The 23,201-nt window shown below is 37.9% G+C and carries 15 protein-coding genes; 10 read left to right on the top strand and 5 right to left on the bottom strand.

Annotation, left to right across the window (positions count from 1 at the left end):
- The first annotated feature begins 56 nt into the window (after positions 1 to 56).
- Positions 57 to 1,223, top strand: a complete 1,167-nt coding sequence (locus tag FHK89_RS05155; protein WP_230657577.1) for an LD-carboxypeptidase — start codon at positions 57 to 59, stop codon at positions 1,221 to 1,223.
- 161 nt (positions 1,224 to 1,384) lie between these two features.
- Here FHK89_RS05155 and FHK89_RS05150 read toward each other — a convergent pair whose 3' ends face one another.
- Genes FHK89_RS05150 through moaA form a run of 5 tightly spaced genes read right to left on the bottom strand, consistent with a single transcriptional unit; the run spans position 1,385 to position 4,273 of the window.
- Complete coding sequence (locus FHK89_RS05150; protein ID WP_230657574.1) at positions 1,385 to 1,897, bottom strand: molybdenum cofactor biosynthesis protein MoaE; 513 nt, start codon at positions 1,895 to 1,897, stop codon at positions 1,385 to 1,387.
- A 2-nt stretch (positions 1,898 to 1,899) separates the two neighbouring features.
- Positions 1,900 to 2,154: a molybdopterin converting factor subunit 1 gene (moaD, locus tag FHK89_RS05145; protein WP_230657571.1), complete on the bottom strand. Its 255-nt coding sequence runs from the start codon at positions 2,152 to 2,154 to the stop codon at positions 1,900 to 1,902.
- Positions 2,151 to 2,663 (bottom strand): cyclic pyranopterin monophosphate synthase MoaC, encoded by a 513-nt coding sequence (gene moaC / locus FHK89_RS05140; protein ID WP_230657568.1) that lies wholly within the window; start codon positions 2,661 to 2,663, stop codon positions 2,151 to 2,153. Before moaC ends, moaD begins: the two co-directional genes overlap by 4 nt.
- A gap of 59 nt (positions 2,664 to 2,722) precedes the next feature.
- Entirely contained in the window at positions 2,723 to 3,250 is a 528-nt protein-coding gene (moaB, locus tag FHK89_RS05135; protein WP_230657565.1) for a molybdenum cofactor biosynthesis protein B, read from the bottom strand.
- A 42-nt stretch (positions 3,251 to 3,292) separates the two neighbouring features.
- Positions 3,293 to 4,273, bottom strand: coding sequence for a GTP 3',8-cyclase MoaA (gene moaA, locus FHK89_RS05130; RefSeq protein WP_442966559.1), 981 nt, complete (start codon positions 4,271 to 4,273; stop codon positions 3,293 to 3,295).
- Between the two features lie 277 nt (positions 4,274 to 4,550).
- Here moaA and FHK89_RS05125 point away from each other — a divergent pair, with 277 nt between their 5' ends.
- The 9 genes from FHK89_RS05125 to FHK89_RS05085 all read left to right on the top strand — a co-directional run bounded on the left by FHK89_RS05125 (position 4,551) and on the right by FHK89_RS05085 (position 23,188).
- Positions 4,551 to 5,558: a WG repeat-containing protein gene (locus tag FHK89_RS05125; RefSeq protein ID WP_230657559.1), complete on the top strand. Its 1,008-nt coding sequence runs from the start codon at positions 4,551 to 4,553 to the stop codon at positions 5,556 to 5,558.
- An 86-nt stretch (positions 5,559 to 5,644) separates the two neighbouring features.
- Positions 5,645 to 6,991, top strand: coding sequence for an APC family permease (locus FHK89_RS05120; RefSeq protein WP_230657556.1), 1,347 nt, complete (start codon positions 5,645 to 5,647; stop codon positions 6,989 to 6,991).
- 1 nt (position 6,992) lies between these two features.
- Positions 6,993 to 7,931, top strand: coding sequence for an acetamidase/formamidase family protein (locus FHK89_RS05115; RefSeq protein WP_230657554.1), 939 nt, complete (start codon positions 6,993 to 6,995; stop codon positions 7,929 to 7,931).
- Between the two features lie 376 nt (positions 7,932 to 8,307).
- Positions 8,308 to 10,035 carry a hypothetical protein gene (locus FHK89_RS05110; protein WP_230657550.1) on the top strand — a complete coding sequence of 576 codons (1,728 nt, stop codon included), beginning with the start codon at positions 8,308 to 8,310 and terminating at the stop codon, positions 10,033 to 10,035.
- 2 nt (positions 10,036 to 10,037) lie between these two features.
- Complete coding sequence (locus FHK89_RS05105) at positions 10,038 to 11,624, top strand: hypothetical protein (protein ID WP_230657547.1); 1,587 nt, start codon at positions 10,038 to 10,040, stop codon at positions 11,622 to 11,624.
- 106 nt (positions 11,625 to 11,730) lie between these two features.
- Positions 11,731 to 16,977, top strand: coding sequence for an ATP-binding protein (locus FHK89_RS05100; RefSeq protein WP_230657544.1), 5,247 nt, complete (start codon positions 11,731 to 11,733; stop codon positions 16,975 to 16,977).
- 11 nt (positions 16,978 to 16,988) lie between these two features.
- Entirely contained in the window at positions 16,989 to 18,800 is a 1,812-nt protein-coding gene (locus tag FHK89_RS05095) for an ATP-binding protein (RefSeq protein ID WP_230657541.1), read from the top strand.
- Positions 18,801 to 19,304: 504 nt separating this feature from the next.
- The gene (locus FHK89_RS05090) at positions 19,305 to 21,914 is read left to right on the top strand and encodes a type I restriction-modification system subunit M (RefSeq protein ID WP_230657538.1); all 2,610 of its coding nucleotides are present in this window, start codon (positions 19,305 to 19,307) and stop codon (positions 21,912 to 21,914) included.
- Positions 21,914 to 23,188, top strand: a complete 1,275-nt coding sequence (locus tag FHK89_RS05085; protein WP_230657535.1) for a restriction endonuclease subunit S — start codon at positions 21,914 to 21,916, stop codon at positions 23,186 to 23,188. Before FHK89_RS05090 ends, FHK89_RS05085 begins: the two co-directional genes overlap by 1 nt.
- Positions 23,189 to 23,201: the final 13 nt, after the last annotated feature.

The following is a 23,201-nucleotide window of genomic DNA, read 5'->3' as shown; positions in this document are numbered from 1 at the left end:
TCATTTATCAGTTAATTATATTCAAAATAAATAGCAGATGAATCGAGTAAAAGGCAATGGCAAATTATCATAGACGACAAGTATTAAAAGGTTTGGCAGCCACACTAATAGGTAGTGTTGGTGGTATGAGTATGGTAAGTAGGGCAGCATCAAGCGCTGTATCGCCAGTGATTAAATCTGAGTCTCGGCTATCCAAAGTAACCACCAGCAACCAAGATAACACAACTTGTTACCCTGCCAGTATTGCAACCCGTCTATTTGCTTGCTCAAATGTCGGGGCAGATTTACAGCGCAATCAGTTGGCATTACAACGGCTGATGTGTGCAGGTTTTGATATTGCCAATCCTGAGATAGTACAGAGGCAATTTTTACGCTTTGCCGGTACAGATAGACAACGGGCGAGTGATTTACAAAATATCGCCACAGGTGGCATTGCTGCCCCCAAGCTGCTGCTTGGTGTACGAGGGGGATATGGGGCAATGCGGGTGTTGCCATTGGTTGACTGGGCAAGTTTGGGTCGGGTTATGCACGAGCATGGTACGATATTGGCGGGCTTTAGTGATGTAACGGCAGTGCAGTGTGCGTTATTGGCACAAGGGGAGATGAGTAGTTTGTCTGCTCCGATGCTATATGGTGAATTTGGCAAAGAGCATTTGAGTGAGGCAAATCGGCAAAGCTGTCAATATTTTGTGCAGGCATTAACTGTGCCTAATTTATCTATTCGTGTGCAACCAAGTAGAATACTACTGCCAACAGCAACTAATAATCCATCAGTGATGACAGGAACAATATGGGGCGGTAATCTTAGTGTGGTATCTGCATTGGTAGGCAGCCCTTATTTACCTCAGCCTGATGGTGGTATTGTATTTTTGGAAGATGTGGGTGAGCAGCCCTATCGTATTGAGCGTATGCTGTATTCCTTGTATTTATCAGGCGCATTTAAGCGGCAGCAAGCCATTGTGCTCGGGGCATTTAGCTCTATGGGTACAGATGGCTATGACAAACGTTATGATTTGCTAGAAGTGGTAGCGCAGTTGCAAAAGGTGACCAATCTGCCTGTATTTATGGATTTACCTTTTGGTCATGTTGCTAATAAATTTAGTTTTCCACTAGGGGCAAGGTGTACTTTGACACGATTGGATAATGCAGGATTTAGGTTAGATTTTGCAAATTACCCAACCCTTGATAGCAGTGCCATTAATACAGAAGCATTGTGGGAATGATATATGATATATAGTCGGCTCAATACAAAACTAGCACCAAAACTGGCACAAAGTTAAATTCACTTGCAGTACCTATTTTTATCGGAACAGTTACACCATTGCTCGTATTCCTTGTAATAGTATGATTTTGAATTGATTATAGTCAATTCAATCATTATTGCTTAACCATTATTGCTTAACCATTTGCTTTCTTGATTAGGGTAAAACTCTTGCTTCCAAATCGGAATGTCTGCTTTGATGGCATCTAATAACCAACGACAGGCATCAAACGCAGGATAACGATGACTGGCAGTCACGCCAATCCAAACCGCCATATCTCCAATGTTAAGCTCACCAATACGATGAATGGCAATGGCGTGTTCAATATCAAAGCGTTGTTTTGCCTCTTTAATAAGTAGTTTGCCTTGATTTAGTGCCAGTTGCTCGTAGCCATAATAGGTGAGATGGCTGACGGGCTGAGCATTATTGTGATTGCGTACCCAACCTTCAAAGGTGGCTAATGCCCCACATGTGTCATTATTTAATGCCTTTTTTAAGCGTACTTCGTCAATATCTGTATCTAATAAAGCAAAGCCATTATTAATGGCAGTCTGATACGCTTCATCATGGCTTCTAGCAATGTGTAGGGCTTGTTGGTGTGGGTGTGGTTTTAGAGCTTTGCACTGATTAGCCATGATTAACCCCCTGCTACAGGTGGAATAAAGGCAATACTATCACCTGCTTGAATCTCGCTTTGCCAATCACAAAAGTTATCATTAATGGCGATGCGTAGCTGTGATGGTGACTGTTTAAAGTTATGTTTGGCTTTAAGGGTGGTATATAGCTCAGTTAGACTGGTGTTTGCATCGATATTTAGCGTTTCGCTGTCACAACCTGCTTGCTCAGCAAGACTGGCAAAGTATAGTAGGGTAATGGGTTTTAGGGTGTTCATAATTGATAATCCGACTTACCGCCTGTTTTTTGTAGTAACTGAATGTCGCTAATGATGATGTCATGCGATAGGGCTTTGGTCATGTCATACAAGGTAAGACATGCTACAGATACGGCGGTCAATGCCTCCATTTCTACCCCTGTTTTATGGGTAACTTTGACGGTGGCAGTCACTTGTATACTATGGCTATCGTCTTGATAGGCAAAGGTGAGGTTAATGCCGTCAAGGGGTAGGGGGTGGCATAATGGAATCAATTCATGGGTACGTTTGCCTGCCATAATTCCTGCAATATGAGCAGTCTGTATGATACTGCCTTTTTTGCTCATGCCGTCATTGTCTTTGATTTGTTGATAAACGGCTTGCGGGAAAATCACCCGACCTTGTGCAGTGGCTTGACGCTGGCTGGCTGTTTTTTGGCTAACGTCTACCATGTGCACATCGCCTTTGTCATCAATATGCGATAAGGTTTGGTGCAGTACGTGGGGTACGTTTGGCTCAGGAGTAGACATGCTGTTCCTTGGTTATATTGTCTGTTTATATTGCTTGTATTGCCAATGAAATATATGAGTTAATGCGTTGGATTGTTGCCTAAAAAGTGGGCGACAAAGTTACAAGGACGGGTGCGGTTGTCTAATTGCTGTTTTAAGATACCCTCCCAACCACAGCGACATGCTCCAGTTGACCCCGGTAGACAAAAAATACCAGTGGCATTTGCCATACCAGCAATGGCTCGTGATTGCATGGTTGCCATACCGATGTCATCTTTGGAAATTAGGCGAAACATTTCACCAAAGCCTGCAATGTGTTTATCAAATAACACGCTTACCGCCTCAGGTATGCTGTCACGAATATAAAATCCTGTACCACCAGTGGTGATGATGGCATGAATATCAGGATTGGCAATCCAGTCGCTAACCACTGCTCGAATATGATAAATATCATCAGTAATCAGCTTGCGCTCGGCAAGGTGGTGTCCTGCTTGGGTAATTTGTTCTGCCAGATAATTACCTGAGCTGTCCTCCTCTAGACTACGGGTATCAGAAACGGTAAGCACAGCAATATTAAGTGGAATAAATTCGGCTGGTTTTTTTGTCATAAGGTTATCCTATTATATAAGTTTTGCTATTTTTAGAAGTGTCTAGCCACCAATCAGCGATAAATTGTGCATCAGCCCACTGTCTTGCTGTTGTAGGTGATGGTGTTCAGGCTTAATTGGCATCAGTGTTTGTAAGGCATCAATTAGTCCCTCAACGTCATCATTTTGCAAATAAGGGCGAATGTCATAACTGGCATTGTCAAACAAACATAGATGAATTTTACCTTGACTACTGACCCGTAGGCGGTTGCAACTATCGCAAAACTGCGGGGCATACGGTGCGATAATACCAATGCGACCTGCGTAATCAGGGTGACAATATTCAATAGCAGGACCATCAGTGATGCCACGCTGTATCGCTTGCCAGCCATTTTTAATGAGATGCTGACTGATTAGTGGTGTTTGGGCATGTTGGGCAAAAAACAAATCGGCATTATCACTGGTCTGCATAAATTCAATAAAGCGAAAGCTAATCGGACGCTGTTTGATATAGTCGAGTGCTGAAATCAGCGTATCATAAGCAGTTTGGGCCATTAAAATGGCATTCATTTTTAAGCGAATGTCGGTGTTGGTTAATAGCCTATCCACATCTTGTAAAAGCTGAGGCAAAATATCAAATCCTGTGATTTTCTTAAAAACATCTGGGGTAAAGCTATCGATGCTTAGATTAAGCTGGTCAAGTCCTGCTTGTTGCCAGTTTTGGATATGTTTGCCAAGTTTGTAGCCATTACTGGTGATGGCAACGGTGTCGATGCCTTGTGTGTGTTTGGCGGTAGCGATGATGTCGCTAATGTCTTTACGAATAGACGGCTCGCCCCCTGTTAGGCGGATTTTTTTTGTGCCAAGCTTGGCAAAAGCGGTTATTAATGTTGCTATTTCTGCTAGGGTTAGCTCATCATCAGGACGGCGACCTTGATAACCATTGGGTAGGCAATACTGACAACGAAAATTACAAAAATCTGTCACTGATAAGCGTAAATAAGTCAAATGCCGAGAAAAGCCATCGGTTAAAGTGGAAGTCATCGTACCAGTACCGTTGTATAATTTGATATAGATGAGTGAGGTGCTTTGGATATGATAAGTTGAGAGGTGATATATTACTTTAAACACTATCATAAAAAATAGTATAACATCTTATCTTAGTAAGTCTCGAGCAACAAACTGCCTTTGTTAGTCAAAACTATAGATTAGGACTTACGCAGTTTTATAGATTAAGTGCGTTGTACTAGTCTATATTTCTTGAGAGAGTGTTCGGTTGGGCTAGTGGATATAAATTATGGATGGTTTTTTAGGAGCAAATATGAAAGCTAATAATACGATATTATCATTAGTATTCGCTGTAAGTTTTATTGGTTTGTTAAGTCCAATGTCTGCATTGGCAAAGCTACAAGTATTTGATGAAGATAGCAATGATGGGTATCAATGTGGTTATAAAAATGAGAAAGGTCAAGTCATCGTACCTGCCAAATATTATTCTTGTGGCGATTTTTCTGATGGGTTGGCACGGGTAGTCTTGACCAAACCAGTGATTATTAATGGGTATCAAGACTTGAGTTATTGGCAAGGGTATATCAATGAATCAGGTAAGTTGGTGATTCCCATTAAATATGAAGCACCAATATTTGATGGTGTTTTTATTGATTATCGAGATTTTCATCAAGGAATGGTTGTCGTTTATAAAGATGGTAAATATGGCTATATGGATAAAACTGGCAAGCTTACCATTCCTTATCAATATGAGTCTGCGAGTGATTTTCATGAGGATGTTGCCGTGGTCAGTCAAGATGACAAATATGGGGTAATTAACCAACAAGGCAAACTGGTTGTGCCATACAAATTTGATTGGCTGGGTGATTATTCTGACGGCTTAGCTTTGTATCGAGTCGGCTCATGGGGATATGATGATACGGTGAAATTTGGCTTTGTAGATAAAACAGGCAAGACTGTCATCAAGCCAATATGGGATGAAGCGATGGAGTTTTCGGAAGGACGAGCCGCAGTCAAAGTTGGAGATTATGAAACAGGCAAATGGGGTGTGATAGATCAAACTGGCAAGTTTATTGTCACACCTAAATATGATATGGCTTATATTGAGCCAATGGGGGATATGATAGAAGTCGATGGTGGACGCTATCAAGATGGCAAGCTAGAAGTGTATAACCTAAATAAAAAAGGGGCAGATCAGTATATGGAGTATGGTAGTATTACCCGTTATGTCCTAAATCGCCAAGGACAAGTGATTGAGCAAAAAGACTTTGCTGATTGGGATGCGGTAGAGAAAGAGCGTTATCCTGAGTATGATCAATAACACTCAGTAGAAAAAGGGTAGTAGCAAAATTTTGCCACACAAATGATAAAAATCATTAATAAAAAGAAAACACAAGGAGGTCACTGATGAGTGGCAACACCCTAGAAAGCTTTGGCTATCAGCAAGAGCTTTCACGAACGCTAGAGCTAAAAGATTTGGTCATTTATGGCTTTATCTTTATCGTTCCTATTGCCCCATTTGGTATCTTTGGGCATGTGATGGATGCCAGTGGTGGTATGATTGTCACCGCTTATCTTATTGGGCTGATAGGTATGTTGTTTACGGCCATTAGTTATTCACAGATGGCAAAAGAGTTTCCCATTGCAGGCTCTGTATATTCCTATGTTTCTAAAGGCACGAATAGCTTTATTGGCTTTGTTGCTGGCTGGATTATGTTGTTAGATTATATTCTTATTCCCGCCTTACTTTATGTGGTCGGTGCCCTTGCCATTCATGATATTTTCCCTGCACTTTCCCCGTTATTATTAATCATTGCCTTTGTCATTTTTAATACTTATATCAATATTCGAGGTATTAGCTTTACAGCGGTGTTTAATCGTTGGATGTTGGTCGTTGAACTGATTGTGCTTGCCATATTTTTGGTTGTTGGTGTCATTGCCATTAGTAATCATGTTAATGGTGCGGTATTTTCGATAGCTCCTGTTTATGATGCTGATAAATTTTCATTGGCACTGATTGTCTCTGCTGTACCTGTAGCGGTATTAAGCTTTCTTGGTTTTGATGGTATCTCCACCTTGGCAGAAGAAGCAAAAGGAGGCGGTCGGGCAGTGAGTAAAGCAATTTTTTTGGTATTGTTTATTATTGGTGGGTTGTTTATTGTGCAAACGTGGGTGGCAGCGTTAATCCAACCTAATCCAGAAGAATTTGCTAACCTTGATACCGCCTTTTATGAAACGGCACGCATTGCAGGTGGTGATTGGTTGGCAGTATTAACCGCTGCTATCACTGCCATTGCATGGGGTGTTGCAGATTCATTGGTAGCACAGATTGCCACTGCACGTATTCTTTATAGTATGGGGCGTGATAGACTGCTGCCCAATGCGCTTTCTCGGGTACATGCTCGTTATAAAACTCCCTATATCAGTACATTGCTTGTGGCGATGGTCTCTATTGTGGTTGGGGTTGGTTTTATGAATCATCTTGCGTTATTGACTTCGATTGTGACTATTGGGGCATTGACCGCATTTATGATATTAAACCTTAGCACCATATATTATTTTGTATATAAGAAGAAATCTTATAATATTTTTGTGCATATCTTAAGTCCATTGATTGGATTGGCAGTTGTGGGATACATTTGGAGTGGTTTTGAAACCTATACTATTCTTATTGGTGCGGTTTGGGCTATGATAGGTTTGGGTATTTATTACATAGCGCAGAAGCGTGGTCATCAAGTTAATATGGAGATTTAATATGACATTTAAGACAATACACGACGTTCATCATTGTTTTGACAATAGCATCGCCCCTTTAGAAACCATCAGCTCTGGTGATACTCGGCGATTTGATATTCTCGATGCCAGTGGTGGTCTGATTACTCGTGATAACCAAGCAGAAATTTTGACCAGACTGCCGCACGATGTTTTAAATCCTGTCTGTGGTCCTTTATTTATTGCTGATGCCGAGCCAGGTGATGTCATTGAAGTGGAATTTATAGACTTTGAGCCAGGTGGTTGGGGCTGGACAGGTATATTACCAGAGTTTGGGTTATTGGCTGAGGATTTTAAAGAGCCATGGTTAAAGTTTTCTGAGTATGATAGTGAGTCAGTGTACTTTGATGACGATATTATTATTCCGTTTCGTCCCTTTGCTGGCACGATTGGGTTAGCACCTGCAGAATCTGGGGCACATTCTATTCTTCCACCCCGTATCTGTGGCGGAAACATGGATATTCGTGACCTAGTGACAGGGGCAAAACTTTATTTACCTGTACAAGTGGCAGGAGGTTTGTTTAGTATTGGTGATACTCATGCCTGTCAGGGTGATGGAGAAGTATGTGGCTCTGCCATTGAAACAAGCATGGCAGCCACAGCGACCATTAGATTACATAAAGGAGATAGTATTCCTGCACCGATGTTTGATGTGCCAGTGGTTGCCAGTGACAGTCAGAATGAAGGCTATATTGTGACCACAGGTATTGGTTCTGATTTGATGGCAGGAGCAAAAGATGCGGTACGCTTTATGATTGATCGCTTAAGTAAAAAGGCAAATATGGATGAGCAGTTGGCTTATGCGCTGTGTAGCGTGGCGGGACAACTTAGAATCAGTGAGATTGTGGATCAACCAAATTGGGTGGTCTCATTTTATATTCCCAAAGCCATTTTTAAGTCTCGTAGTCTAAAAGCTATTTAGTAAAGTAAATATGATTATGTTGTGAGCGCTAGAGATTTTTACTCATCTGCCTGATGCGATACTTCTAAATTTCTCAAATGATTAATCCCCGCATTTACGGGGATCAGCACATCACATACTTCTGCTTCTCAAGCAGTTTCGGTTAATCCCCGCATTCACGGGGATCAGAATTACAAGGGTCTGTTGAATATTCACCCCGACTTACACAAAAATATGATATTTGACTTATAAAGAGGTTGGGAATTATGTTGAGCCTTTGAAACTATATACAGCCAGCTGCTTTGATAAAAAGTAATGATTACCAGTCGCTGATTAATCTAGAAAACTGCGTAAGTCCGATTAATATTAAGATAATTTTTTAAAAAAAGTGACCATTATGCAACTCATCAATTATATTAACTCATTACATAATATTAATGCATCAGGTACAAATACCTTAGCTGAGTCTCAAATTAATTCTGCCTATTTTAAAGATATATATCATCCCTTTCCTATAGTGGCGTCGTTGCAGACACTGATTGGTGCTAATAATAATACTATTATTATCCTGACAGGACATGCAGGCGATGGTAAGTCTACAATAGCCTTTGAGTTACTACGTGAGTTAGGTGAGGGTCGCTATTCACAAAATTACCAATTTAAAAAATATGAATATCTTGAAACACATGATCTTCATGTGCTCAAAGATATGAGTGAGCTAAGTTTAGAAGATAGGAAGCAATGGCTAGATAAAGCATTTGGATCAACTGGTAATTGGGTTATTGTGAGTAATACAGGTCCTTTACTGACCTCAATTGCTGATGCTTTAAAAGATACTAACTGGAGTGCTGACTTTCAAGAACATGAGATTGAATCAAAAATTTTGGGATATTTAGATACGGATATTGCTCAAGATTATGATTTGAGTAACTTGAAATTGCCCAGTGCTAATGGGAAAGATTTATATATTGTTAATATTGCTAAACTAGACAATATTGATATCGCTATCAAGATTTTTAAGAAAATTATTGGTCATTCTGAATGGGATAAAATAATTAAATCCTATCCTAATGATCCTATTACCCTCAACTACCTTACTATCAAACATAATTACGAGCAAGTCGAAGAGAGCATTCGTTTAACTTATTTATATCTACTTAACTACGAAAAGAGAATGACATTACGCCAAATGTTAGCACATCTTAGTGCTTCTATAACGGCAGGTAAAAACCTATCTGAGGTGGATAATAGTTTATTGGGTAAAGCACAGCCTGATCGTCCTTTATTATTTAGTGATACTTTTTTTGGTTATATTGGTGATGAAATTTGGCACGAAGCCAAAGATACTAAGGTGATGAGTCTAATATCTAAAATTCATGCTGGCGGTTACACTAGCTTAGAGATTGAAAATTTAATTGCCGATAAAGAAAACTTTGCCTGTGTGTCAGAGCCATTAAAAGGGATTATATACAGCTATATAGATAAGGATAACTTAAGCGAGTTTCATAAAGAAAAAACCTTATTGCGTAGAATATTATTTATCTATGGTATAAATACTCAGGGATTTGAGAGTGCTAAGTCTTTATTTCTTGGCTCATCGAGTATTCATAAATTTAATAAATGGCAATTAGATCCTTCAAGCTTTAATGCGGAAAAGAAGCATCTTAAAAGAGCGTGTGACAAAGCATTGAACTTATTTTATTCAGGCTCAGAAGACCCTAAATATATTAATATTACCCTAAAACGTTCTGATTCATCGATTTTCCAAATTGCCCAACTGATGATATGTAGTATTCCTAAGTCTGCATTGCGTGTTGATTATGATAACCAAAAGAAACTGCCTTTTTTATATTTAAAATCCAATAAAAATATACGTCTAGATTTAAGCTTACCGTTGCTTGATTACATTGAAAATATTGTCAGTGGTGATATTAGCGAATCTTTAAATCCAATTTATAAAACCCAACTAGAAAGATTTAAGCTCAGTCTTATTGAAAGTGAACAAGATGTCGATAATGAGGAAATCACCTTAGTGAGGATTCAAGCAAATGGTGATTTGAAAAAATCAGAAATTTATTTCGAAAAAAATGACAGTGACAAGATGATATTAAAAGTAGAAGGTTAGCTATGACTGACATTAATGCAGTGCAGTTTCCAAGAGCCAATTATATAACAAAAGAAAAATCCAATGTGGCTATTCAGGTTTATGGTAGACGGTTTTTAGCTGACCAAACGCCAATAGAATATCTTGCAGAATTTTTATTGTTATTTCATTCAAAAAAAAGTGAGACAAAACAAAATGCAGAAGCACTAAAAAATAATGCTACTGATCATTCATTTTGTCTATCAGAAGAAACTCAGTATTATTTTCCAAAATCTCGCCTGCCATTAAAGTTTTTTAGTTTTTTTAGTCAATCTAAATTAGAAACCCGTCATCCCATACACCAAAAAGCGTTCTTAGATGCCTTAGATGAGTTAGGTATGCACACTCAACGAGGATTATCAGAGTCAGAAAAACACAATTTAGTACAGACATTACAGACGCTCTTATCTGGCTTTGTGGGTGTGGCTAATAATAGAACTTGGTGTACTTACGGTTTTATGCCGATTACACCAAGCTTTCTTGGTCGAGAAGTCACTTGGTCACACTCATCTGAAGAATATGCTAGTTGGGAAAAAAGTACTGATAAGTTTGACGTTGATCGTCATAACTTTATGGCTCGGGGCGGAGAAGTATTATTTTTACAAATTGCCTTTTTATTTACCGAAGACAGTCTTATTCAATCAGCATTAGCAGGCATTTGTCATAACCCTTCTTATCAACATCTAGAGTTTAATTTAGCAAATTTAAAACAGAAGCTTGAGAGTTCATTACAAAAGTTATTACAGGATGAAACCCAACAATTAGAAGAGGTTTGTGAGTTTATAGAGACTACTTTAAGTCGTTATGATATTAGTAGTGAAGATAGCGATATACGTTCAGCAAAGTTAGCAAGCATACCAAAAAGCTATGTTGTCGAAGGATTTTTATTTGCAAATGAAATGCTCAGTTTGCTCAATTCTAAAATTAGTAAACTTGAAAAAATTGAATTATTGCAACAGTTGTGTGTACTACAAGTATTACGCTCTATCATGGCTCGTTCTGTTCAGATCGATATTAATGCTAATACTAATAGTCATAAAACCACTAATTATCATGCTAACTATAGTTGGATAGTATGTAATCCGAATGCAACAACTAAAAATGATATTAGAAAGCTTGCAGAAGCCTCTTTTAGTAAATCAGAAGAAATTATTTATCGGGTCATGCGTTTTGTCGGTAAAGCAAATGGCTTAAAGCAATCGGATTATGCAAAGGTTGATAAGCATAGTTGCAATGTTTTTAGACGTCAATCAAAGAATATTGGTTTGGTCATACCTCAAAAAGGTTCAGGGCAACGATTTGTGTTGACGCCTAGTTTGATACGTTTATTTGTGTATACATTAATAAAAAATGGCACAAGAATAAAGCTAAATGACTTTCTAAGTAGAATTTATACTCATTTTGGTATTGCTATAGAAGGTCAACAACTTCAAGAAGCCATTGCTTGGCAACTTGAACGTGATGATGACTCAGTCATGAATGTTGATGTAAGCTGGGTAGAGGAAGGATTAAAGCAGTCTGGGTTATTAATAGAGTTATCAGATGCGATTTCAATTGTTCAAAATCCCTAAATGTGTAATACGCGCAATAAATGTATCTTCATCCTATATTACTTATCTTAATAAGATAGCGACTTAATAGCATGATGTAATTATAAAAAATTTAAAAGAGTCAAACATGAACATTGCAAACGATTTATTTATATCAGCCTATAGCGACTATTTACAAAGTATTATTGATAAATCATTTATTGATACCAATGAAATTAGAATCATAACCCAAAGTTTGATGCCTACTCATGTACTGGCAATTTTTGAGCAGTTGACAGCGACAAATCTGGTCAGTCAATGCAGGTCATATATGCGAGTGGCACATGGTTTGGTGCAACATTGGGATACTTTGAATCTAAATAGTGATGAAAAACACGCCGTTAATCAACTAAGAGAACATTTGTGGTTAGATGAAGAAGATAAGCTGACTTGGTATCGTAATAAAACTGCTGTCGATGAAGGTGTACAAAAGCTTTTGATTCTATTGGTGGGTTTAGACCATACAACCGACAAAGGTGGTCTGGCAGATTTTTTTGTTTGTAAAGACAATAAAGTGTGGCACTCACTAGGAAATAGCTATCAAGATTGGTTAACAAAAATTGCATCTGATGAGGGGTTGATTTTAGGGGAAAAGCAAATTGATGAGCTCAATGACTATTTAACAATTATTGCAAATCTTGTCCCATTAACACTTAGCCAAAAAGCAATGCTACTTGAAAAATGGCTAGTAAATTATAAAACAGATAATAAATATACCAAAGATTATGATGGGTTACTGATTAGTTTGTTTACAAGTTTAACAGACCTAGGCATACCCTATTTACGCATTGATACTAATGATGATATCAAAAGCTTTAAGGGTGCAAAAGGGCGACAGTATTTAAAAAGTGCGCATCAGTTTATCTCTCATCGTCTATATAATCAGGGTAATCGCAAAACTAAAGACCTAAATAAGATCAAAAAATATTTGACAGATTACCCTGAAACTAAAATTTTGGATATGTCAGATAATTTGATAACCATTGATGACTATCTGATAGATATCGAAAATTTTATTTTGAATGCTGATAATACCTCTAAAGATAAGCTGATTGACATTGATATTTTGCCTGTATTAAAAGCGCTCAAGCTAAAGGAAGATAAAGAAGAGACAACGTCTCGTGCTAGTATACCTGTTTACAATTGTGCTAGCTTTGAAGCCATTTGCAAAGGTTTAAACCAGGCAATTAATAAATATGGCAATGAATCTTTGTTAAGTAGCATGGCAGAAATTTGTATTAGTGTTAAGCACTTCCAGCATGACTTTAGTAATAAAGATGCGCAAAACAATGATCAACAAAAGGATGTGTTAGCAAGGTCCGTATTACATGGAGTTTTAGGAGGTATTGAGGATTATTTTAATGACTTAAACGATGCTATTGCAGATTATGATTTGGTATTTCTACCAGTCAATGAGAGTACCACTTACCGCTCTGCAACCTCTAATCCACATGTGGTATTTGAAGTAAAAATATTTGGTGAAACCACTGAGACTTTCCCTTTTAAATGGAAGTTATCTGAGTTTCAAACTGAACGGCTACATGTGCAGCTTGCAAAAACTTTACTACAAAAGCTTTTAGATTCTCCAAAGTGTTTATTACCTATCTTATATATGCCAAAGCAAATTTACCAAGCAATCTATCATGCTTCTAATCAGGAAGAAGCGTGCCGACTACTTGGGCTTGGATTAAATGATATCGAAATTGCTGATATTTTTGCAAACTATGATTTTGGGGACAATCAAGACATTAAGTCTGTATTGCAGCAGCTAAGTGACGCTTATCGCTCTTTATTAGTTTGTGTGGTTCATGAAGGCTTGTACGTTGCTAGAAAACAAGCCCATAATCTATTAGACGCTTATAGTGCTGCCTTTGATCTTATTAGTAGCTCTGATGCGTATATTATCAAAGATATCCAAAATAGGTTTTATTACGCCTTTTTTATGGCGGAGCATACAGGGCATAGTAGCTTAGATACTGTAGAGAGTATCTTACTAAATGGATATCATCCGGCCGTTTTTGAATTAATTGCAGCACAGATTGATTTTATTATCTTTGCTGTTTCTGACACTTATAACAAATCCAATTATAACTTTCATAAAAATGGGCTTGATGACATCTTTGTTCAGTCTGAAATTGAAAGTCCAGTGCTTGCTCTTAAGCAAAAGCAGGGTATTAGCACCCATACAAAGGCTTTTGGTTGGCTACATTATATTGGCAAACCACTTGATGAAAATATTGACTTGGCTGTGCAAGCTTTACTGCAAGAAACAGATGAAGAAGAAGATACCCAAGAGATTTATGCTGTGGCACCAGAAAAGACCATTGTATATAACACGCTTAATGATTACCAAAAAGTCTATGACCATGCCAAAGATGGCTTACGTATCTTAGCAATCAATGTGACCAACTTATCATCACTGCTAACTGGGCTGACAAAATATTGTCAAGACTCACTAATAAAGGATAAAAACTGTACACATTACGCTTTACATATCTGTGTATATACTGTGGGTCTATCCAAACTCAGTGCGGTAAATACCCTTAAGCAGTGGCAAGGGGATCTTACCGATGGCTTTACTAAAAAAGATAAGATTTTACAATTAAAAATCAGCCATTTTATTGCTGATGCTAAAAAGATTGATGGGGAGCTTGCTCCTAATACAGGATTAGACACACAAAAGCAAACTAAGCTTGGTCGTTTTGACATTGCTTTTAATTTTAATTTTTTAAGCTCTAAGACTCATGGAAAGACGGATCCTGCACCAGCGATAGAATTGCAATCTGATGATAACAACTTAATTTTTCCAATTATTTATTACCCCAAACTTATTATTGAGCAACAAGATAACTTACGTGAATTACGTCTAAGCCAACGGCAAATTAATATTCAATCTAAGCACGCCAACTTAACTGCAAATCTAGAAGTCTCAAACCGTGGTAATGAGGAGCAGTATTTTGTGGTGTCAAAGATGGATTATGGGCAAGAAGATATTAATATTATTGAGACTTTGCATCAGCTATCGCAATGGGTGGTTAATATTGATGAGTATTTTGATTATAACTTATTAAAAAAAGGTGATAATGATAAACATAAAGTAATCAGTTTTAGTTCAGGTTATGGTCACTATGGTGAACTAAATGTAACCTTGTCAACAGCTCATCATGCGCCGCAAAAGCTAAAAAATAGTGTGCTTAATCACTTATCGGGCATCATGCACTATCTAGGTAAAGAAACATTGCCTCAATTAGTCGATGAAATCTTAGCTCTGAATGAATCTCTTTCTGGAGTGGCTAATATTAAGGCAGTTTTAGGTGATAATGAAGAAATTAGAAATTTATATGGATATGCACTCGTTATAAAAACCATAACACCACCAGAAAATAGCTTATTAAGTCAGTGGATTCCTCTAGATTCGTGCCAGCATTGGTTTAAATCACAAGATATTGCAAATAGAGCGGATCTACTACAGCTATCTTTAACTGTAAACGAGCAACATAAACCCATATTAATGGCTCATATTGTGGAGGCAAAAGTTGGTTATTCTGAATTGATGAGTAAGGCTGAATTACAAACTGAAACGAGCCTGCGTCACTTAAGTCAAATTTTTGTCCCAAAGAGTAGTAACCATAGTCAAGGTTATAATCAGCGGTATTGGTGGGGGCAGCTTCATCGTGCTTTAGTACTTCGTTCATGCGTCAATCAAAATCAGGCACAAATATTAACTATTGCCCTTGAGCATCTAAGTGAAGGGGACTTTGAGATACATTGGACATCAAGCATTGTTATTTGCCATACGGAGGATAATAGTGTAGATAATACGATCATTCATAAAGCTTATACTGATGAATATAATACACTCGGGTCAGAGGCAAAACATTATCGAATTTGGCAATTTTCAGAAAAAAGCTTTGAGAAGATTTTATTGAATCAGGCAGAACTTATTGATATACCAGAGCCTATAATAACCCCACCAACTACTATAGCCACTGATAAAAATGAATCAACAACAATAGATAATCCTCAAATAAAGGTCCAAACCAATGAGACACCAAAGAGCAGTGTCAATTTAACGTCACCATCAATAATACCTGAGCCTTTAGTTAACCAGTCAGATCAGCCGATATTGCCTCAGCAGACACAACAACCAACAACATTAGCCCATCTTGAAGAAGAGCCTACTACTGAGACAGAGTCTATCGCTAACTTAGATAAAAAAATTATGATTGGCACCGTGGGTAAAGAGCAGATAGCAGTACATTGGGAATATCATCATAAAGGATTGGCCAATCGTCATCTATTGATTTTTGGAGCATCTGGATCTGGGAAAACGTATGCTATTCAGTGTTTGTTAGCCGAATTGGCTACTGCTGGTATATCTTCTTTTATTATCGATTATACTGATGGTTTTCTAACGCATCAGTCTGAAGCGGTGTATCAGCAAGTTTGTCAACCTGAAGAATATTTTGTGATTCAAAAGCCACTACCTATCAACCCATTTAAGCAATATAGCTCAGAGATATCGCCAGATAATTATGTATCAGATAGACCGATAGATATTGCCAATAGAGTCAGAGGCATTTTAAATTCTGTTTACCAATTTGGTGAACAGCAGGTTGCGATTATTGATAAAGTATTGGAAGAGGGGATAGACAATCATCCAGATTATAGTTTACAGCAGTTTCTTGAGGATCTTGAAAGCGATGCAGATAATCGAGCGGTATCGGTTGCAACAAAAATTAGAACCTTAGTCAGACGCCATTGTTTTGACTCTAACTCAACCGATAACTTATATGAGAGTGCCACACGGCAAAAGCATCCTGTGCAAGTCATTCAGCTTACCCGTATTGATAAAGACTTACAACGAATTATCACAGAGTTTATCCTTTGGGATTTATGGGCGTATGTACAAAAAAATGGCAGTAAACATCATCCCATTTCTATCGTACTTGATGAAATGCAAAATTTAGATCATAAGCCTAACTCTACAATTGATAAACTTTTAAGAGAGGGACGTAAGTTTGGTGTGAGTTTGATTTTAGCAACTCAAACGATCAGTAACTTTGATAAAGAACAAAAAAGTAGACTGTTTCAAGCCTCTACAAAATTATTTTTTAAACCTGCTACCACCGAAGTAGACAGCTTTGCTGATTTACTAGCAAAAGTACAAAATGGACTTACTAAAAATGATTGGATTACCGAACTTAATAGCTTAAAAAAGGGACAATGTTTTTTTATTGGCTCTATAGAAAATAATCGAGGGCAATTTACAGAAGTCGTTAAAAAACTGGATATTACGGCATTAGAACAACGTGGTTTGACCCACAATAATTAAAGGAAATTAGTATGATACATGATAATGAAAAATTATTTATTAGCCCTTCGGTTGTTATTGAATCAATGAGAGACAATGGCTATAAGAATACAGCTTATGCACTTGCAGAACTCATTGATAATAGCATTCAAGCAGAAGCAACGGATGTTTACTTAGCTGTTTTTGAAAAAGAAACGGCAGGACGCAATCAAATAGATAAAATAGCGATTATAGACAATGGTTCAGGTATGTCACCAGAGCTGCTACACGCTGCTTTGGAGTTTGGGGCATCTGAAAATCGAAAAGATATTAAAGGAATGGGTAAGTTTGGTATGGGTTTGCCCAATTCAAGTATTTCACAATGTAAACATACAACCGTATATAGCTGGCAAGATGGTCAACAGCCTTACTTTACCGTTTTAGATATTGATCAAATCAAACATCATAAGCAAGAATATATACCTATCCCTATACAAACTGCCTTACCAAAAGAGATTGCTAGTGTATTTGAAGGTGTTATACCAGCTTCGGGTACTGCTGTGGTTTGGGATAATCTAGACAGACTTCATTGGAAAACATCCACAGCTTTACTTAGGAATACTGAAGATATTATTGGTAGGATGTATCGTCGGATGATAAGTACAGGTTCAGTACGGGTTATTTTTAAGTCATATATTTTGCCCGAAAGTACCTTATTTGGAGCGGATTATGAAAAAGTTGATGATATTCCATTTATTGCCAATGACCCGTTGCAATTAATAAAAAATACCACTTTAAAGAAAATCAAAGACTACCCAGTAGACTTAATCGATAAACCTGCCTTTACACTCGTCGATGAAAAAAGTATTGAAGTTGTATTAGATAATGGAAATATTGGCACAGTAACGATTCGCTCATCCATAGTTTCAGAAGACCTATTAGCCTCATTAAGAAAAACTACCACTTCATACGTTGGCTCTACAACGATAGGTAAAAGTTTAAAAAATAATATTGGTCTATCAATCATGCGTGCTGGTCGTGAATTAGATCTTATCGAAAACTATAAGTTATTTGATGACAAACGTAGAGATCGTTGGATCGGCGTTGAAATCGAATTTGATCCCATTCTTGATGAGTTTTTTGGTGTGACTAATAATAAACAATCTGCTAATAAAATAAAGCCTGTTGAGATGAGTGATGCAGATGTTCTTAGAAGGCTAGGTGTAGATACTAAAGATGAAGCTGTTGAATTATTAAAAGATAACAATACCACATCAGAGGATACCCAGCTTATAAAATGTCTTAATTTCATTAATAGTTATTTTACGTGTGCATTTGAAAAAGTAAAAAACTTAAATTTACAGGGAACAGGTATAACAGACAGCTCACAAAATAGGGTAATTGATCCTATTAATATCAGAGCTACTGAACGTCAAGAAAAAAGTACTGAAAAGCTTGGTTATGAACAACCACCAAAGCCTACAAGAGAGACGGTAGAAGAGAGTTTCAATGAACTTGCGATAAAAGGCACCATTGCTTCAGAGCAGATACCTAGCCTTGTCGATGAAGCCATGAATAATGATTTGCGCGTTAAATTTGTGGATACTTTTTTGCCTCATGAACAGTTTTTTAATGTGACCTCTAGTGAAGGGTTTACAATTATAGAGATTAATACTGAGCATAATTTTTACAAGAACTTCATCGCACAGTCATCAGACACAGAACAAGAGTTATTGAAGCTTAGTTTAGCCGCTTGGGGTCAAATGGAAGCGGATACTACTTTAGAGAGTAGAAAGGATAAATTTAAAATGACTCGTCAAAATTGGGGGATTTATTTATCTGAATACTTAGCTATTGAGGAGTAACTTGGTTTATCTTTTCTTACATCTTAAAGTCTGGAGGTAAATTTTGTCAAAATGGCTTGTACTGGCAAAAGTTTGTCTTTATAAATCAGCATAAGTTGGCAATTTAACCCTTCAGCGATAAGCTCTAAGGTATTAAGGCGAGGATGACCTTTAGACTTTATTTGCTGAATATTAATTGCTTTTGTAGGCTATTTAGGGCTTGATATTTTGTCAGTGCATAAAATTTAACTTTTGATTTACCTACTCAGTAGTTTTAGCTTATTATTGCCTATTTATCAGCGTGTTAGCATGATTGCACAACAGTAAGCGACAAATAATGTCGCCGATTACTATCAAAATCTAACCGCTTGCATCATAATTATCAAATGGTAATGGTTATAACCAGACCGCAACATTTAAACACTGCTTTGATTTACTAACAGCGTATATCTCAACCGATATGCTGCTATTATTTAATCAATATCCTATAAATAACATTCACTTGTAAATATAAGATGACACCCTATGGCACTTAAAAAAAACGAGATTTATTCAACCCTTTGGGCAAGTTGTGATGAATTACGTGGCGGTATGGACGCCAGCCAATATAAAGACTACGTATTAACCATGCTATTTATGAAATACGTCTCTGATGTATATAAAGACAGTTCTTATGGTGAGATTGTAGTACCTGATGGTGGCAGCTTTGATGACATGATCGCCCTAAAGGGGAATAAAAACATTGGTGAAGAGCTTGATAAAATCATTGCCAAACTGGCAGAAGCAAATGATTTAATGGGTGTTATTGACGTTGCCGACTTTAATGATGAAGAAAAGCTGGGTAAAGGCAAAGAGCTGACGGACCGCTTAACTAAACTTATCGGAGTTTTTGAGGGTTTAGATTTATCAGGCAATCGTGCTGATGGTGATGATCTACTTGGTGACGCTTATGAATACTTAATGCGTCACTTTGCTACCGAGTCTGGCAAGTCAAAAGGTCAATTTTACACCCCATCTGAAGTATCGCGGATTTTGGCGCAAATTATCGGCGTCGATGACAACACACCGCAAGATGCGACTGTATATGATCCCACTTGCGGCTCAGGCTCGCTACTGCTCAAAGTCAGTGATGAAGCACCGCGTGGTCTGAGTATATTTGGTCAAGAAATAGATTTTGCCACCACAGCCTTATCAAAAATGAATATGATTTTGCACGGTGCCACAGGTAGCGACATTCGTCGTGGCAATACTCTAGCTTCACCACAGTTTGCAGAAGGTAATACACTCAAGACATTTGATTTTGTTGTTGCCAATCCGCCATTTAGCAATAAAAATTGGACCAGTGGCTTAAAACCAGAAGCGGATATATTTGATCGCTTTACGTGGGGCACGCCCCCTGAAAAAAATGGTGATTATGCTTTCTTACTACATATCATCAAAAGTCTAAAAAGCACTGGTGTCGCTGCGGTGATTTTACCGCATGGTGTACTGTTTAGAGGCAATGCAGAAGCTAGTATCCGCCGAAACCTAATTAAGCAAGGTTATATCAAAGGCATCATCGGACTGCCTGCCAACCTATTTTATGGTACGGGTATTCCTGCTTGTATTATTGTCATTGACAAAAACACGGCCGCTAGCCGAGCTCGTGGCGAGTCTGGGCTATTTATGATCGATGCCAGTCGTGGCTTTATGAAAGATGGCAATAAAAACCGCCTACGTAGCCAAGACATTCATAAAATCGTCGATGTGTTTAACCACCAGCAGCCGCTTGATGGTTATAGCCGCATGGTGAGCCTAGATGAAATCATTGAAAATGACCATAACTTAAATATCCCGCGTTACATTGATACCAGTATTGATGAAGATCAGCATGATTTAACCGCTCATTTACATGGCGGTATCCCTATTACTGATATTGATGCACTACAAAACTATTGGCAGGTACTACCAAACCTACGTGCCAGCCTGTTTGCAGATATGGACAATGCTCACAAAGGTTATAAAAAATGCTTAGTACCTGCCAGTGAAGTCAAAGCCACCATTCTATCGCACCCTGAGTTTGTAGCGTTTGCCGAGCAAAGCCTCAAGCCCTTTAACGACTGGTGGCAATCTATCGACCTTACCAGTATTCAACAAGATGAGCGACCCAAAGCCATCATCCATCGTATTAGTGAAGACTTGCTGGCGCGCTATGCTGATGTACCTTTGCTAGATAAATATGATATTTATCAAATTTTGATGGACTACTGGGCCGAGACCATGCAAGACGATATTTATGCCATTACTCAAGAAGGTTGGCAAGTGGGTGCACAGATACGTACGCTGGTGGTTGATAAAGGTGAAAAGCTTAAAGAAACACCTGATATTACTATCAAAAAAACAAAGTATAAGGCTGAGCTGATATCACCTGCATTAATTATTAACCACTTTTATAGCGATGAGCAATCACATATTGATGCGCTACAAGCTGAATTAGATACTGCTTCTAGCGCCATTGCGGATTATATAGAAGAGCATGGCGATGAAGAAGGCTTGCTGGCTGAGGCAAGCAATGATAAGGGAACATTTAATAAAAGCAGTGTCAATGCGCGTTTAAAACAAACCGATGATAGCGAAGAAATCGCCGCGTTAAAGCAGTTATTGACATACTTTGATGCAGAAGCAACTGCTAAAAAATTGCTAAAAGAGGCACAAGAAGCATTAGACGAAGCAGTATTGAAACACTACTTTATTCTACTCCCTAAGCCTAAGCCTAAGCCTAAGCCTGAGACGGAGGAAGAGGAATCAAAGGATGTTGATTGCAATCAGGACGCTATTTTAAAGGTTAAATCATTGGATGATGTTATGCTTTATCAGGACTCTATTTTAAAGGCTAGAGCATCCGATGAAACTGCCGTCAATGTCTACCATACTTTGAGCATTGAGGATATTAAGACGTTATTGGTCAGTGATAAATGGCATGCCACCCTACAAGCCCGTATTGAAGCTGAGATAGAGCGCATCACCGCTCAGCTTGCCAACCGTATTAAGCTGCTTGATGAACGTTATGCTGAGCCGCTGCCACAAATTGTGGATGAGGTGGAGGCATTAAGCCAAAAGGTACAAGCGCACCTAAAAGCAATGGGAGTGGCGTAATGGTAATAAAGAAAAAGAATCAAAACTTTGTTCTAACTGACTTTGGTTATGTTCCTGATGATTGGAAACAGTATAAACTCGAAACAGTTGCAGATGTTATCGACCCACACCCAAGCCATAGAGCACCACCTGAATTAAAGAATGGTATCCCATTTTTAGGTATTGGTGATCTAGACGAAAAAGGGGAGACTATAAAAGGTGAAGTTAGAAGAGTTGGTAAATATGTTCTACATGAACATGCTCAACGCTATGATTTTAAAGATGGATTAATAGGTCTAGGTCGCGTAGCATCCATTGGTAAAGTAGTTAAATTTAATAAATTACAAAAAGACATCACCATTTCTCCCACACTAGGTTTGATAAAGCCTAACAATATTCAGCGTGAATACCTTGTACATTTCTTAAAGTCTGATTATGTAAATAGTCAATTTAGACAAATCATGAGTGGCTCAACTCGCTCATCTGTAGGAATGCAAGTGCTTCGTAGGCTTATAGTGCTTAAACCCTCTGAATCCGAACAAACCGCCATCGCTACTGCCCTATCAGATATTGATGAATTAATTACTTCTCTTAAAAAACTAATTGCTAAAAAACAAGCCATTAAAATGGGTACCATGCAACAGCTACTCACTGGTAAAACCCGCTTGCCACAATTTGCTATTCGTAAAGATGGTAGCCCTAAAGGCTATAAAAAGACTGAACTAGGATTGATTCCTGAGGATTGGGATGCTGTAGAGTTAGGTCATCTACTCTCATATGAACAACCTACAAAGTATATTATTAAAGATAATATATTTCATGAAAGTGGTACCACACCTATTTTAACAGCTGGAAAATCTTTTATTTTAGGATATACAGAAGAAATAGATGGTATTTATACCAACACCCCAGTAATTATATTTGATGACTTTACAACTGCTACTCAGTTTGTAGATTTTAAATTTAAAGTTAAATCTTCTGCAATAAAGATTCTAAAGCCTAAACAGGCTTGTATACCAATAAAATTACTATATTTATTACTTTCTAGTATTAATTTTGAGGTTGGCGATCACAAGCGTCATTGGATAAGTGAATTTCATTACTTAAAGGTTAGTTTACCTAGTAATCCTAATGAACAAACCGCCATCGCCACCATTCTCTCTGATATGGATGCAGAAATTCAGGCATTACAAGATAGACTTGATAAAACTTATAACATTAAACAAGGTATGATGCAGCAATTGCTTACAGGTCGGGTGCGTTTGATTAATCCAAAAACTAGCGACGCCAACTAAATTACCTGATTAT

This window comes from Psychrobacter sp. I-STPA10, assembly GCF_021012795.1.
Lineage (GTDB): Bacteria > Pseudomonadota > Gammaproteobacteria > Pseudomonadales > Moraxellaceae > Psychrobacter.
The sequence above is the reverse complement of the archived record's forward strand: the minus strand, read 5'-3'. Positions and strand labels throughout refer to the sequence as shown.

Bases quoted from the DNA above. Each gene is read 5' to 3' on its own strand.
- FHK89_RS05155 (WP_230657577.1), top strand. From the start codon at position 57: ATGGCAAATTATCATAGACGACAAGTATTAAAAGGTTTGGCAGCCACA.
- FHK89_RS05150 (WP_230657574.1), bottom strand. From the start codon at position 1,897: ATGGCTAATCAGTGCAAAGCTCTAAAACCACACCCACACCAACAAGCC.
- moaD (WP_230657571.1), bottom strand. From the start codon at position 2,154: ATGAACACCCTAAAACCCATTACCCTACTATACTTTGCCAGTCTTGCT.
- moaC (WP_230657568.1), bottom strand. From the start codon at position 2,663: ATGTCTACTCCTGAGCCAAACGTACCCCACGTACTGCACCAAACCTTA.
- moaB (WP_230657565.1), bottom strand. From the start codon at position 3,250: ATGACAAAAAAACCAGCCGAATTTATTCCACTTAATATTGCTGTGCTT.
- moaA (WP_442966559.1), bottom strand. From the start codon at position 4,273: ATGACTTCCACTTTAACCGATGGCTTTTCTCGGCATTTGACTTATTTA.
- FHK89_RS05125 (WP_230657559.1), top strand. From the start codon at position 4,551: ATGAAAGCTAATAATACGATATTATCATTAGTATTCGCTGTAAGTTTT.
- FHK89_RS05120 (WP_230657556.1), top strand. From the start codon at position 5,645: ATGAGTGGCAACACCCTAGAAAGCTTTGGCTATCAGCAAGAGCTTTCA.
- FHK89_RS05115 (WP_230657554.1), top strand. From the start codon at position 6,993: ATGACATTTAAGACAATACACGACGTTCATCATTGTTTTGACAATAGC.
- FHK89_RS05110 (WP_230657550.1), top strand. From the start codon at position 8,308: ATGCAACTCATCAATTATATTAACTCATTACATAATATTAATGCATCA.
- FHK89_RS05105 (WP_230657547.1), top strand. From the start codon at position 10,038: ATGACTGACATTAATGCAGTGCAGTTTCCAAGAGCCAATTATATAACA.
- FHK89_RS05100 (WP_230657544.1), top strand. From the start codon at position 11,731: ATGAACATTGCAAACGATTTATTTATATCAGCCTATAGCGACTATTTA.
- FHK89_RS05095 (WP_230657541.1), top strand. From the start codon at position 16,989: ATGATACATGATAATGAAAAATTATTTATTAGCCCTTCGGTTGTTATT.
- FHK89_RS05090 (WP_230657538.1), top strand. From the start codon at position 19,305: ATGGCACTTAAAAAAAACGAGATTTATTCAACCCTTTGGGCAAGTTGT.
- FHK89_RS05085 (WP_230657535.1), top strand. From the start codon at position 21,914: ATGGTAATAAAGAAAAAGAATCAAAACTTTGTTCTAACTGACTTTGGT.